This window comes from Alteromonas sp. 5NW40-0090 (assembly GCF_057552975.1).
Genome location: NZ_BAAJLT010000016.1, coordinates 26,593 through 39,972, shown reverse-complemented (window position 1 = coordinate 39,972; position 13,380 = coordinate 26,593). Strand labels below are relative to the sequence as shown.

12 protein-coding genes are annotated in these 13,380 nt (G+C 45.7%); 3 read left to right on the top strand and 9 right to left on the bottom strand.

From position 1 onward, the window contains the following. Positions 1 to 92 precede the first annotated feature (92 nt). The 3 genes from AC27KT_RS18320 to AC27KT_RS18310 all read right to left on the bottom strand — a co-directional run bounded on the left by AC27KT_RS18320 (position 93) and on the right by AC27KT_RS18310 (position 3,334). The gene (locus AC27KT_RS18320; RefSeq protein ID WP_487132306.1) at positions 93 to 1,109 is read right to left on the bottom strand and encodes an aspartate-semialdehyde dehydrogenase; all 1,017 of its coding nucleotides are present in this window, start codon (positions 1,107 to 1,109) and stop codon (positions 93 to 95) included. A 29-nt stretch (positions 1,110 to 1,138) separates the two neighbouring features. After that, positions 1,139 to 2,341, bottom strand: coding sequence for a 4-phosphoerythronate dehydrogenase (locus tag AC27KT_RS18315; RefSeq protein ID WP_487132304.1), 1,203 nt, complete (start codon positions 2,339 to 2,341; stop codon positions 1,139 to 1,141). A 237-nt stretch (positions 2,342 to 2,578) separates the two neighbouring features. Continuing rightward, positions 2,579 to 3,334 (bottom strand): class II aldolase/adducin family protein, encoded by a 756-nt coding sequence (locus tag AC27KT_RS18310; RefSeq protein ID WP_487132302.1) that lies wholly within the window; start codon positions 3,332 to 3,334, stop codon positions 2,579 to 2,581. A 174-nt stretch (positions 3,335 to 3,508) separates the two neighbouring features. On the opposite strand from AC27KT_RS18310, the gene AC27KT_RS18305 reads away from it, so the two are divergent. Then, positions 3,509 to 4,198, top strand: a complete 690-nt coding sequence (locus tag AC27KT_RS18305) for a Crp/Fnr family transcriptional regulator (protein WP_069944556.1) — start codon at positions 3,509 to 3,511, stop codon at positions 4,196 to 4,198. Between the two features lie 41 nt (positions 4,199 to 4,239). Here AC27KT_RS18305 and AC27KT_RS18300 read toward each other — a convergent pair whose 3' ends face one another. The 4 genes from AC27KT_RS18300 to AC27KT_RS18285 all read right to left on the bottom strand — a co-directional run bounded on the left by AC27KT_RS18300 (position 4,240) and on the right by AC27KT_RS18285 (position 8,191). Beyond that, positions 4,240 to 4,536, bottom strand: coding sequence for a type II toxin-antitoxin system RelE/ParE family toxin (locus AC27KT_RS18300; RefSeq protein WP_198814999.1), 297 nt, complete (start codon positions 4,534 to 4,536; stop codon positions 4,240 to 4,242). Then, entirely contained in the window at positions 4,533 to 4,763 is a 231-nt protein-coding gene (locus AC27KT_RS18295) for a type II toxin-antitoxin system ParD family antitoxin (RefSeq protein WP_012518842.1), read from the bottom strand. The genes AC27KT_RS18300 and AC27KT_RS18295 overlap by 4 nt, the downstream gene beginning before the upstream one ends. 354 nt (positions 4,764 to 5,117) lie before the next feature. Further along, entirely contained in the window at positions 5,118 to 6,332 is a 1,215-nt protein-coding gene (fabB, locus tag AC27KT_RS18290; protein WP_014949953.1) for a beta-ketoacyl-ACP synthase I, read from the bottom strand. Positions 6,333 to 6,625: 293 nt separating this feature from the next. Next, positions 6,626 to 8,191 (bottom strand): AMP-binding protein, encoded by a 1,566-nt coding sequence (locus tag AC27KT_RS18285; protein WP_487132298.1) that lies wholly within the window; start codon positions 8,189 to 8,191, stop codon positions 6,626 to 6,628. Between the two features lie 223 nt (positions 8,192 to 8,414). Here AC27KT_RS18285 and AC27KT_RS18280 point away from each other — a divergent pair, with 223 nt between their 5' ends. Beyond that, a complete protein-coding gene (locus AC27KT_RS18280) occupies positions 8,415 to 9,689 on the top strand; it encodes a Kelch repeat-containing protein (RefSeq protein WP_487132296.1) in 1,275 nt (424 codons plus the stop codon). 3 nt (positions 9,690 to 9,692) lie between these two features. After that, a complete protein-coding gene (gene mnmC / locus AC27KT_RS18275; protein WP_487132294.1) occupies positions 9,693 to 11,753 on the top strand; it encodes a bifunctional tRNA (5-methylaminomethyl-2-thiouridine)(34)-methyltransferase MnmC2/FAD-dependent 5-carboxymethylaminomethyl-2-thiouridine(34) oxidoreductase MnmC1 in 2,061 nt (686 codons plus the stop codon). Positions 11,754 to 11,878: 125 nt separating this feature from the next. Here the strand turns inward: mnmC and AC27KT_RS18270 are convergent, their stop codons facing one another. Both AC27KT_RS18270 and AC27KT_RS18265 read right to left on the bottom strand, forming a co-directional pair. After that, positions 11,879 to 12,604 (bottom strand): FlgO family outer membrane protein, encoded by a 726-nt coding sequence (locus AC27KT_RS18270; RefSeq protein ID WP_487132292.1) that lies wholly within the window; start codon positions 12,602 to 12,604, stop codon positions 11,879 to 11,881. A gap of 10 nt (positions 12,605 to 12,614) precedes the next feature. After that, the gene (locus AC27KT_RS18265; RefSeq protein WP_487132290.1) at positions 12,615 to 13,379 is read right to left on the bottom strand and encodes a FlgO family outer membrane protein; all 765 of its coding nucleotides are present in this window, start codon (positions 13,377 to 13,379) and stop codon (positions 12,615 to 12,617) included. Position 13,380 lies beyond the last annotated feature (1 nt).

The following is a 13,380-nucleotide window of genomic DNA, read 5'->3' as shown; positions in this document are numbered from 1 at the left end:
TGCCCTTTCATTGCGTATCGGCAAGCACGGAAAAATGTTTACCTTTTCCTGTGCTTATCCGATTAATCAGAGGCTGTGTCTCTGTAGAATACTTATAAGTAGTCGCGAATAAGTGTCTCAGCAATTTGAATGCTGTTTGTCGCTGCACCTTTGCGAATGTTGTCTGACACCACCCACAAATTTAAACCACAAGGGTGAGTAATATCATTCCTGATACGCCCTACATGCACAATGTCGTTGCCGCTAGCATTGCTTACTTGCGTTGGGAATTGCTCATTGCCGTCGTAAACTGTTACGCCTGGCGCATCGGCTAAAAGCTCTTTAACATGCTGCGCATCTATTGGCGAGCGCGTTTCAAGGTGAATGGCCTCAGCATGTCCGTAGAAAACCGGCACGCGCACAGCCGTCGCGTTTACCAAAATACTTTGATCGCCCATGATTTTTTGGGTTTCCCACAGCATTTTCATTTCTTCTTTGGTGTAGTCGTTGTCTTGGAATACGTCGATTTGAGGTATGACATTAAAGGCAATTTGGCGACTAAACGACTCTGGCTTTACTTCACGTGCGTTTAGCAAACCTGCGGTTTGTTTAGCCAGTTCTTCCATGGCTTCTTTACCTGCACCAGAAACTGACTGGTATGTGCACACGTTAATACGGTCAATACCAACAGCGTCTTGAATAGGTTTAAGTGCAACCAACATTTGAATGGTTGAGCAATTTGGGTTCGCAATAATGTTTCTATTGCGAAATTCTGCCAGTGCATGGGCGTTAACTTCTGGCACCACAAGTGGGATATCTGGCTCGTAACGAAACTCTGAAGTATTGTCGATAACAATACAGCCTTCCTCTGCCGCTATCGGAGCAAATTTTGCAGAAATGCTGCCTCCAGCTGAGAAAAAGCCAAATTGCACTAATGACCAGTCGAAATCATCAGCATCTAATACTTCAATGTCTTCGCCTTTAAACGACACGGTACTACCTGCTGAACGTTTACTGGCAAGCGGATACAAACGGTTTACCGGAAAGTCTCGCTCTTCTAATAGTTCAATCATGGTTTGGCCCACTAGACCTGTGGCGCCAAGTACCGCTACGTCAAACGCTTGCGACATAATGCTTTATGCTCCTAATATTAAAATAACTAAACCAGACTTACGTGAAAGCCCAGTTTGGTGAATGTGTCTTGGATTTGCTTACTGGTGTTTTTTGGCAAGTGTAACGCATAGGCGCTGCACTCGCGACGCACTCTGTATTGCTTGCGCAATGTAGAGAACGTATTTGCAATGTGTGTCTCTGGCGTTTCATTATAGCCTGACGCAAACGCGTTTCGCGTTATCTCATCGTCAATAGCTACATCATACACATTGTGGAATACGGCAATGAGATCCTCAACCGACAACCGCGACGCCTCAGGCGAATTTAACGCAACTTTGATTGGGTTGGTTTTCTCTAGAAAGTCGCTAAGCACTTTGTCTGGGGCTTTGCCCACTACGTCACAAATTTGCTCGTAGATCATTTGCGTACCGCGCACTTTGCCTTCTACAGAATGCCCCGCAATATGTGGTGTAACGAACCAAACGTAGTCAAATAATGCTGTATTTATAGCAGGTTCATTATCGAATACGTCGAGTACCACCGTTGGCGATTTTTCCCCTTGAAGTACACTAAGTAGTGCCACTTCATCAATAACCTCACCCCGGCATGCATTGATAAGCAGCTGGTTTGACGTTAATCTTTCCAGAAACGCTTCGTCTATCATCTGATATGTAGGATATTCGCCGCCTTTAATAAAAGGCACGTGAAGCGAGATAGCATCGCACTTTGCTATTTGCGCTAAGTCTACAAATGACTGACCGTTATGCTCCTTTTTACCAGATTTTGCTAGCGCTTGCTGTAGCGGTGGGTCATACAGACAGTGTTTAACGCCAATTGCCGTTAAAATTCTTGATAATGCAGTTCCCACATTACCAGCACCTACTATTCCCACTGTCGCATTATATAAATCGAGCTTTTGGGCTTTTTGCGCGTGCAGCAAAACACTTAACACGTACTCGGCAACCGCAACGGCATTACAGCCTGCCGCACTGCTATGCATAATACCTACGCTATCCAAATATGTTTTATCTAGATGATTAGTTCCCGCCGTTGCGGTAGTAACAAACTTAAGCTTGTTAGCGCTGGTCAGCAGTTCAGGGGTAACCTTGGTGGTAGAACGCAACGCAAGAATATCTACATCGCGCAGCATTTCAGGCACAAGAGATTGCCATGCATAGATTTCAACCTCACCTACGCTATTAAGGTAATCGGTGCCAAACGGAATGGTGTCTTCAAGAAGTATTTTCATGGCGCTAAGTGTACCTTAACTTAGGCTTTTAGTAACCCAGCGCCCTTGATTTATCTTATCGGTGATTCGTTTAATTTACGACATTTTGATGCACGTTTGGCCGCAACATTAAAGAGACGGCCGAAGTTCATACAATCTTTTAAAACGGGAACGCTTAAAGCAAAGCGCTTTAGCTCGCGTTTTTTGTCCACCTCACCCTTTGCGATCGTAGTATTAAATAACGATAACTTTAAATAATTACTTATCGTATCCAGGGAAGCGGCGTTCAATGCGTCGTTTAATACCCGGCCACGCTAACGAGCCACCAGCCTGCCGGGTGACTTGATCGGCCTGTGTACGAATGCCATCTAGAATTGCCGAGTGAATTGGAATAAGCGGTTTGCCTGTGGCCTGCGCTTTTAACTGAATTTCACAGGCGCGCTGCATAATAAACATAAACAAGAATGCATCGGGAATATTGTCTGCACAGGTTAAAAGCCCGTGATTGCGCAAAATCATAAATTGGGTATCGCCAAGGTCGCGAACCAAACGTGCTTTTTCCTCTGGGTTTAGGGCCACGCCTTCGTAGGCATGATAGGAAAGCGACGCCAGCGGAAAAAGCGACTGTTGCGAGTAAGGCTGCAGCCCTTCTTCTAAAATGGATACCGCCACACCTTCTGCTGTGTGCAAATGCAAGACACATTTTGCATCGTCTCTAGCCTCATGAACAGCGCTATGAATAGTAAACCCTGCTGGGTTAATGTCGTACTCACTTTCCATTACCTTGTTACCGTGAAGATCAACTTTAACCAAGCTTGATGCAGTAACTTCATCAAACATTAAACCGTAGGGATTGATCAAGAAATGATGGTCAGGTCCAGGAACACGGGCAGAAATGTGAGTAAAAATAAGGTCGTCCCAACCATACATAGCAACTGCGCGGTAGCATGCGGCTAGATCAACACGGGTTTGCCATTCTTCACTGCTAACTTTCGACTTTACTGGATCTGTCATAGTTTTACTCTTTTAACGTACAAATTAATTTCATTTGAGGCGGGAGCCCTAGGTGGAAGGCTCGATACCTTGAACGTTTCAATGAAACTTCCACTTACTTTCTCTTACCGCCTACATTACGCGCAGTAATTGCTATACACTGTCGGATATACGACATTGTAAGAAATTTGTTAAATGGAAAAATTTAAACCTGTTCTCGCTAGCTCTACTTGGTTTAGCGCGCTTCCACCCTATTTGCAGGAAGCCATGTTCGACAAGATGCGCCTAAAACACCTAAAAGCAGGGCAGCAACTGCATGCAAAAGGTGAAGACGGCGTCGGTTTTTATGGGGTATGCGAAGGCCGTTTAAGAGTTGTCACTGTGGGCGTAGATGGTCGCGAAATGCTATTTGCGTTACTCGGGCCCGGAACCTGGTTTGGTGAGATATCGATGTTTGACGACCTCCCTCGTACTCACGACAACTTCTGCGAGACAAATTGCACGGTGGCGATTATTCAAAAAAACGCGTTTAAAGCACTGCTTGAGCAATATCCTGAACTCTACCCGCATTTCACTCGCCTTTTATGCACGCGAGTGCGCAGCGCGTTTCAGTTTATTGACTCAAGTGCGGGTCTTAGCCTTAAGCACCAGCTTGTAAAACGGCTTTTGATGCTTACCACCAGTTACGGTCAGCATTTGCCCAAACATAACGCGATTACACTTACCCTTTCGCAAGAATCTTTAGCGCAAATGATAAATAGCAGTAGGCAAACGGTGAACCAGTTATTAGGTGAACTTCAACAAGAAGGTTTGGTAAAGCGGCATTACGGGAAAATCACTATTCCCGAGCCAGATACCTTGTTTAGTCGTTATCAGTTTATTTGACTTGGCACTTTCGCCACATTACTGGGCCTTCCCTTTATATTTCAATCGCATAGATGTATAGAGTATTTCATCTGTTGATGAAGTACCCTAATGACGAAAATGCCGTCATCGACTTTTTTATAGAAGACCATATGCCTATGAACTGGCAGTTGAAAGTAAGTCTTTCTGATATCCTCAGCTGAAGTACCGATACTAGGGTTTTCCGCCAGAATAACTAGAGCTTCGTGTAGGGCAACAAGATAGGCTTCAGCTTGAGTTACGCCATGAATATTGGCTGAATAATCGTAAATCCCGGAGATATCTTCCTCTGCTTTATTAGAGAGGGTATATTTATTCATTCTGAGGCTCGAGTTTTCTTAGCTTGAATAATATCTAAAACATTCTTATCACTTTTCCCACTCAATTCACCTTCTATGAGAGCTAAGCTAATTGCCTCTCGCTCACTCTGATTGCGACGCACTAAATCGCGAATATAATCACTAGCATTAGCAAATTTGCCAGTTTTTACTTGTTCATCAATCCACGTACGCATTTCGTCAGGAAGCGACACATTTAAAGTTGCCATTGTCTATTTCCGAATGTTCACCACCCTAAAATTATGGCAAACATTGACAAAGATTGCCAATTAAGTAATGAAAGTTAGGTTTAACCGATGACTCAGAGCACTTAGTTATACGACAAATTTAGCGTCACTCGAAACACTGCGCTTAATAAAAATTTGACATTTTGCTTCACGGACAAAGCACACAATTACAATCGCTTAAGCGGCCGCTTCTGAAAACACAGGTTTTATTTAAAATAACAGCAACCAAAAAGGGCGTAAACACAAGCACCCACGGTGCTCAGGTTTACGCCCTTTTGTCTTCTTTGAAACTTCTTAACTGAAGCTAAAAAAGCTTACTGGTTCAAGCGGTTTTAATTAACCGTTATAACGCTGCATAACCAGCGTTGCGTTAGTGCCGCCGAAACCAAAGCTGTTAGACATAATTGTGTTTAACGTTGCTTCACGTGCTTGGGTAACAATATCTAGCCCTTGTGCCGCGTCGTCTAGCGTGTCGATGTTAATTGATGGCGCAATAAAGTTATTCTCCATCATCAACAAGCTATAGATAGCTTCGTTTACACCCGCTGCACCTAGTGCGTGACCTGTCAGTGACTTAGTTGCACTAATAGGTACGCCCGCTTGGCCAAACACTTCTTGAATAGCGGCAAGTTCTTTCACGTCACCTACTGGCGTTGATGTACCGTGAGTATTTAAGTAATCGATAGGCGCATCAATATTTTGCATCGCCATTTTCATACAGCGAATTGCGCCTTCACCCGACGGTGCAACCATGTCGAAACCGTCTGATGTAGCGCCGTAACCTACTACTTCGCCGTAGATTTTTGCGCCGCGTGCAAGCGCGTGCTCAAGTTCTTCAACAACAACCATACCGCCGCCGCCAGAACTTACAAAGCCGTCGCGTGCTGCGTCATAAGTACGTGATGCAACGGCAGGATTGTCGTTATATTTAGAGCTTAGTGCGCCCATAGCGTCAAACTGGCTTGATAGTGACCAATGTAGCTCTTCACCGCCACCTGCGAATACTACGTCTTGCTTACCTAGTTGAATAAGCTCTAGCGCATTACCAATACAGTGGGCACTAGTTGCACACGCAGAGGCAATTGAATAGTTCACGCCACGAATTTTAAACGGTGTTGCTAAGCAAGCCGATACCGTAGAAGCCATACAGCGGGGAACCATGTATGGACCAACACGCTTAACGCCTTTTTCGCGAAGAATATCAGCAGAAAGCACTTGGTTTTCAGAAGACGCGCCACCTGAGCCAGCAATAATACCTGTGCGCTCGTTTGAAATGTCGCTTTCTTCTAAACCAGAGTCTGCAATGGCTTGTTGCATCGCCACGTATGCGTAGCCTGCCGCATCGCCCATAAAACGCATAGCTTTACGGTCAATATGGTCTTTCAAATCGATGTCGATGTTGCCCCAAACTTGGCTGCGAAGGCCCATTTCGGCGAACTGTTCTGAAAATGTAATTCCAGACTTACCCGCTTTAAGTGAAGCAAGTACGTCTTCTTTATTTACGCCGATGCTTGATACGATACCAAGACCGGTGATAACTGCTCTTCTCATAGTTTACCCTTTGCGTTGTTGCGGCTTATGGTAACGATTTTGAATGGTAAAGTGGTCTGCTCTGCCAATAGCCATACTCAAATTAGCTAAACTTCAGCGTTGCAGTACCTGTTTCAATTCTGGGCTTCTGTGTATAAACAGGTAGTTTCCCACTTCCCTTCTTTTTCGTTTTTGCCGTCTTCGTCTAAGCTTTCTTGTTCAGAATATCTCCAATGTAGCACGAATGCACAGGGTCATGACCAGCGTTAATTTATACCTTCATAAAACCTTCAAAATAGCTTTAGCGGTTTCTTTTATTGAACAAATTGGGCTCTAAGTTTGTTCTTAAATATTTTACCCGTATCTTCTCTGGGCAGCGCAGCGAGTATTTGCAACATTTTAGGCCACTTGAACCGCGCCAGTTTGCCATCTAAATACCCGTGTAGCGCATCAATCGACAGCGCGTTGCCGCGTGAGCATTGAACAGCCACCACAACTTTCTCGCCATACTCAGCATCAGGCACACCGAATACCGCGCAGTCTGCAACCTCAGGCATTTCGATGATGACGCTTTCTATTTCAGCAGGAAATATATTGGCGCCACCTGAGATGATCATGTCTTTTTTTCTATCGCAAATATATAAGTAGCCATCATCGTCCACATAACCCATATCACCTAATGTCGTGAATTCACCAACATGTAAGTCGCTTTGCGTGCCCGTAGTATTGGTATATTTAAATGGCGCGAACATGGAAAGGTGCGCATATATAACGCCAACATCACCTGCTTCGCATTCCTCTTTATCGTCGCTCAGTATTTTAATCGCGGCACCGGGAATGGGCTTACCCACAGAATTTGGCTTCTCTAATGCTTCTTGAGATGAAATTAGGGTCATAAAGCCTAATTCACTAGCACCATAAGATTCATAGAAAATTGGACCAAACCAGTTAATCATTGCTTCTTTCACATCGCTTGGCAGTGCGGACCCGGTTGATAAAGCAAAACGCAAACTTGAAGTGTCGTATTTGCTTCTTATCGACTCGGGCAGTTTAAGTAGCCTCACCATCATGGTAGGAACAATATAGGCGTGAGTCAGTTTAAACCGCTCTATGTCTTGTAAAAAGCGTTCGGGGTCGAATTGAGGCTCAATGTATACATCAATATTACCCGCTGCTAAACAGCAGAGCGTAAGCGCATGTGGTGCACTGTGATAAAGTGGTGCCGAGACGAAAAAGCGGTCACCTATTGATAGCTGCATTAACGCTTCAGACAGCCCCTTAAATATCAAATAAGGGTCTGGCCGCGTTAGGTCTACATCTCGTTTAATACCTTTAGGCTTTCCAGTGCTGCCAGATGTGTAGGGAAACATGCCCTTAAAGCGCTTAGGCGGTTCATTGTGGCGCTTTGCGTTTGGGGCTGCTAATAGCGTATCAAGGCACTGATACTGCTCCCCGGTTTTCGGTTCCGTAGCCAGTTCAGAATCACCTGTAAGATGATAGCGCTCTAAAATGCTTTCCGGCGTTTTAATCGTGTATATCATTGACAAAGTGGGAACGCGTGACAACGTTTGGCGGTCATTCTCCCCCTTTAATAAGTCGCGATGAGCGAACAACACCTTAGCGCTGCAGTCGTCTAAAATAGGCAGAAGTTCGGCAACAGGGCTGTGCCAATTAAGCAGAACATAGCGCGAACCCACATATCGGCATGCCTCTACTATTTCGAATATATCGACATGGTTTCGCATAAGAATAGCGACCACATCGTTATCGCACACACCTTGCTCAGCAAGTGCACGTGCGATGATACGTGCACGATCATCCATTTCGTCTCTAGTGCGTTTGCTAATGCTTTGACCACATTGGTGAAAAACGCCTGCCATATCTTCTCCCTGAACTATCTTTAAACGACTTACAGCCCAACTTAACAAATTATTTACAAAAACAATTAAATAAACGTATTGTTTTTACTGATAGATTGTTATTTGCAGAAGCAATAAAAAAATAAGAGTTTTAAGCAGGTACAAACTTTTGCGGAAAAACAAAAAGGTGACAGGTAGAATACGCGGCCAAACGTTTGAAATTTAGATAAACCTGAAGATTGCTGTGTTATTAAAAAAGCTAAGCCCCCTTGCTCTACGTATATTCCAAAGTGCGGCACCCCGACTTTCTTTCATGGTGGCTGCCTTAATCATTGCTTTTGAAGCGACTGTCTCAGCAACAGCTGCGCCTATCGCCCTCCCCGCGCTACCAGAGCCAGTTTCAAACAATGCCGTAGCTTCTGTCACCATAGAAGACACACAATATGTATTTAGTTTTATGGGACTGGGCAAAGGCAAAACCCATAAAGACGTACACAACCGTGCTTGGCAGCTTGTGATTAACAACACCGATAAACCTTTGCAGTGGCAAGCTCTTCCCCCAGTTCCATCGAGCCTTGCACTAAAAGGTCGTTTGGCTTCCGTAGCAGTGGGCCTTAATGACAGCGTTTATATTTTTGGCGGTTACACGGTGGATGAAGATCACAATGAAATTAGTACGCCAGATGTTTATAAATACGCTCCTGCGACGGGGAAATATACCCTATTGGCACCTATGCCCGTGCCTGTTGATGATGCAACTGCTTTAGTTTACCAAGACCGTTACGTGTACTTAATTTCTGGCTGGCACAACGATGGGAACGTAAACCTTGTGCAGGTTTACGATACGCAAACCGGCCAATGGCAACAGGCCAGCCCTTTTCTTGGCAGTCCGGTATTCGGACAAGCTGGCGGCATCGTTAACAGCACTATGATAATTTGTGACGGCGTTTCTGTAACACCGCACAGTGATAAACGCCGCAGCTTCGCGCCAGAAACAGCCTGCTTTAAAGGTGAAATTGACAAGGAAAATCCTTTCAAGATTGATTGGCGTACACTTGACCATCCAACAGGTACTGCGCGCTATCGCATGGCCGCAGCGGGCGATGAAGCCACCAGTAAAATCTATTTTGTGGGCGGTTCGACTAATCCGTACAACTACAATGGCATTGGCTATAACGGCGAGCCTTCAACTGCAGATGACGCCATCTGGACCTACAATATTGCCGAAGGCACCTGGGCTATATCAAAAACAGATGCTGAAGTGCCTACAATGGATCACCGCGGGTTAATTAACGTTAATGGTTCTTGGAACACCATTGGAGGTATGCTTGGCGCACAGCACGTGACCAGTAAAGTAATTCCGCACTTTTCAACACTCGCAGAAGTGTCTTGTTTATCTAAAAGCCAGGCTAGCTCTGACGTTTCAAAACAAGCATCGGATGAGCAAGCTGATGAAGTAGTGAAAACTGCCTCCAATTCAAAGTGCCAATACAAAAACGACATAAACGGAGAAAAATAAACAGTGAAATCTAAGCATGCACAGGTTCATTTTAATGAGAGCGGTACGCCTGTCGCCGACCATTTTGACGACGTTTATTTTTCAAACGACAGCGGAATTGATGAAACCCAACACGTTTTTGTTGCAGGCAACGACCTTGCTGAGCGCTGGCAACAGTGGCGCAACCCAACTTTTGTCATCGCCGAAACAGGTTTTGGAACTGGGCTGAACTTTTTGGTTGCCATGCGCGCCTTTAACGAATTTATAGCGGCGAACCCCGATCATCCCTTAAAGCGCCTGTATTTTATTACCACGGAAAAGTTTCCACTGCCTCAACAGGATATGCAGCGAGCGCTAGAAGCTTTTCCTGCCCTTAAAGACGAAGCGAAAGCACTCGCTTCACTTTACCCCATGGGCCTTGAAGGTTGTCATCGCCTTCATTTTGATAACCATTCAACCACACTCGACTTGTGGATTGGTGATGTTCACGAGCTTTTACCTCAATGGCATTCTCCTGTAAATGGCCTCATTGATGCTTGGTTTTTAGATGGTTTTGCACCAAGCAAAAACCCTGATATGTGGACAGATGCTCTGTTTAGCCAAATGGCTCGCTTGTCAAAAACAGGTACAACCTTTGGAACCTTTACCGCCGCAGGCATCGTAAAACGTGGGCTTGCCGGCGTGGGTTTTACCATTAAAAAACGCAATGGTTTTGGCCGTAAGCGTGACATGCTGACCGGCGTTTTTAACCAAGACAATGAGAATGTACAGCATAAACTTCGTCTGCCTGCTGGCCCCTATTACAGGTACGCTGACGACAGTTTAGATAAAAAAAGTCAAGTTGCAGTAGTAGGCTCCGGCCTTGCAGCAGCTTCGGCATGCCTAGCTTTAGTAAAACGCGGCATTAGCACTACTTTGTATTTTGATGGTGAAACACTTGCAAGCGGCGCTTCTGGCAACCCGCAAGGCGGTTTTTACCCGCAGCTTCATAGCGAAGCAAGTATTGCCAGCCGCATTCAGGCGCACAGTTTTTTGTATGCGCGCCAACGCTACGACCATACTATTGAAAATGTGAAAGCCAATGGTCTCACCAGCGTTGCCCATGATTTCTGTGGCGTTATTCAACTAAGCTTTAACGACAAGGTAGCAGAACGCCAAAATAAACTGGCAGCAGCCGACGTATGGCCTGAAGCTTTGATTAAGCCCGTGGACAGCAAAGAAGTAAGCGATATCGCTAACCTGCCCCTTCCCTATTCAGGCTTATACATTGGCCTCGGCGGATGGATTTCTCCTCCACAGCTAGTTACCGCCATGATTGAAGAAGCACTTCAAAGTGGCAAACTCGAGCTGAAACCCAATCATACCTATGTATCTCATGAGGCAGTTGAGACAACAAAGAAGCAGGTGCAAATTCGTTTTAACTTAGATAGCGCTGAGAGTGAAGAAGTTATTACTGCCGATCACCTTATTCTTGCCCTTGGTGCAGGTGCGGTAAACGCTAGCGATTTTGACAGCCTATCCCTTCGCCCTGTTCGCGGACAGGTTGAAGCTATTCCCACCCAAATGCCAATTGAACAGCTTAGCACTGTGTTGTGTCACAAAGGCTATATGACACCCGTATTCGAAGGTCGGCATGCGTTAGGTTCAACCTACGTTAAAAACGACTTAAGTACCGATGTACGAGGCGATGAAACTGAAATGAACCTCGCCACACACGAACAGGCGCTGGCAAACACCGACATCGTGCAGGCATTACAGCACGACGGCGAAGCAAGAGCAGCAACGCGCTTAGGTTCCCCCGACCACCAGCCAGTAGTAGGTGCACTGCATGATTTTAATGCGCTGAAAGAGCACTACGATATGCTTGGTGTGGGCAAGCCGTTAACCAGCGCGCCAGTGTTGCCAAGCAGCGTAGTTTCCACGCTTACTTGCTTAGGGTCACGAGGGTTAACCACAGCACCTTTAATGGCAGAGATCTTGGTGAGCAGTCTATGTAAGGAGCCGCTTCCTTTAAGCAATGATCTGCTTAATGCTGTAAACACAAGCCGCTTTATGACTCGCGAAGCGATTAGAAGTCAGAGTTAAAATGCGCCTCAGCTTTGCCAACATTCTCTTATTAGCTAGGTAGGTAAGTCCGGATGTTTAGAGGTTTTAAAGCGAACATGAAATGAGTTCGCTTTGAAAAAACAGAGCACAATGGAACTTAATGGCTAGTTTACGCTAGCCATTTTATTTAAATCCATCACGATAAAAGCGGGAATGTATACGTTGGCGCTTGCTACCACTTGTTTATTTTCCAGCGACACAATACGGGCGTTTACGCGTACGCCTCTGTCATCTTCAATGATGGTGCCGGTTACAACATGGTCCATTTCGACCTGTTTAGCGAGTGCAGTTCCGTCTCGAGTAAGCACGAAATCGCCCACTGGCGTTACGGTAATGCCACCTGCAAGCTTAAAGTCGACAACCGCTAACCCAAAATCTTGCAACTCGGCTATTAGATACTCTGAAAGCTGATTGCCTAACACGGTGCTGTCGCTCAGCGACTGATTAAGCCTCACAAAACTTGCCACACCCACCATATCTTGCTGTGTAAGACGGGTTGCATTGTCCATTAACTCCATCGCAAGTTGCGAGGCGTAATCATTTAAGCGCTTGTGCGTTTGTGAAGGTGAATAGCCATGGTGTAATGGGTCTTTATAGCCGGGTTCGACTTCCACGTGCTGTTGATATTGTCTATCGCGAGAATCTGGTGTGTACTCTAGCCCTGAACGGTTTGGTACAGGCACTGGCTCGGCGTGATGCGTAATTTCACCGTCTTCACCTAACCAAAATGAGCCCATAGACTCTGTGCTAGTGCACCCTGTCATACATACACTTAGCATTATGCCAACGGCTACCCAACTGCTAGGCAAAAGCTTCTTTGTAAACACCATGCTGAAACTCCTAGCCGCGACTTAGCTTAACGCCATCGCGCATACCGTTTTGCTGGCTACCGTCACTTGGAATAAGTGCATCCACCACGTAGAAAGGTACTAACATTTGCGCAGTTGCCACCACCGCGCGCGACTCCATGCCTAAAATACGGGCGTTAACTAACACGCCACCTTGGTGCTTGGTCATCGTTCCGGTTAAAACGTATTCAATAGGAAGGCTGCTGCTCAACTCCAAATAGTCTCGGCTTAATACAAAATCGCCATCGTCAGTAATGCGAATATACTCGGTGGCTTTGAAGTCGATAACCGGCACACGGAATTTATGCAGTTCGTGAACAAAAGATTCCGCCATTTGACGGCCAAGCAAATCTGTTTTCTGCAAGTCAGTATCTAGCAGTGCAAAATGGGTTACACCGATTGGCGTTTTGTTATTCACGTATTCCATATTGGCAATTAAGTCTTGCGCCATGTTTTTCACATAGTCGCCAACATGCTTGGTTAGAGGTCGACCTTTATACGCGCCCTGTACGCTTGAATACAAAGGGGGTTGACCGATAGCGCCGTACGCGTCCATACCCTGAGATTGATTATTACTGGTATTTTCAACTGGCTTTGAGGGAGCGCGGTCGGCGGCAGTAATATCAATCACATTCATGGCCGGGCGCTGAGGCGCTTGTTCGGCCACCTCTTCTTCCCCCATCATCATAGAGCACCCGCTAACGCTTAGCAGTGAAGCACAAAGCGAAAGCGCCGCGTATTGATTTCGTGTTTTCATG

What these genes read in the sequence shown, in the direction of transcription:
- AC27KT_RS18320 (WP_487132306.1), bottom strand. Translation starts at nt 1,109, where the DNA reads ATGTCGCAAGCGTTTGACGTAGCGGTACTTGGCGCCACAGGTCTAGTG.
- AC27KT_RS18315 (WP_487132304.1), bottom strand. Translation starts at nt 2,341, where the DNA reads ATGAAAATACTTCTTGAAGACACCATTCCGTTTGGCACCGATTACCTT.
- AC27KT_RS18310 (WP_487132302.1), bottom strand. Translation starts at nt 3,334, where the DNA reads ATGACAGATCCAGTAAAGTCGAAAGTTAGCAGTGAAGAATGGCAAACC.
- AC27KT_RS18305 (WP_069944556.1), top strand. Translation starts at nt 3,509, where the DNA reads ATGGAAAAATTTAAACCTGTTCTCGCTAGCTCTACTTGGTTTAGCGCG.
- AC27KT_RS18300 (WP_198814999.1), bottom strand. Translation starts at nt 4,536, where the DNA reads ATGAATAAATATACCCTCTCTAATAAAGCAGAGGAAGATATCTCCGGG.
- AC27KT_RS18295 (WP_012518842.1), bottom strand. Translation starts at nt 4,763, where the DNA reads ATGGCAACTTTAAATGTGTCGCTTCCTGACGAAATGCGTACGTGGATT.
- fabB (WP_014949953.1), bottom strand. Translation starts at nt 6,332, where the DNA reads ATGAGAAGAGCAGTTATCACCGGTCTTGGTATCGTATCAAGCATCGGC.
- AC27KT_RS18285 (WP_487132298.1), bottom strand. Translation starts at nt 8,191, where the DNA reads ATGGCAGGCGTTTTTCACCAATGTGGTCAAAGCATTAGCAAACGCACT.
- AC27KT_RS18270 (WP_487132292.1), bottom strand. Translation starts at nt 12,604, where the DNA reads ATGGTGTTTACAAAGAAGCTTTTGCCTAGCAGTTGGGTAGCCGTTGGC.
- AC27KT_RS18265 (WP_487132290.1), bottom strand. Translation starts at nt 13,379, where the DNA reads ATGAAAACACGAAATCAATACGCGGCGCTTTCGCTTTGTGCTTCACTG.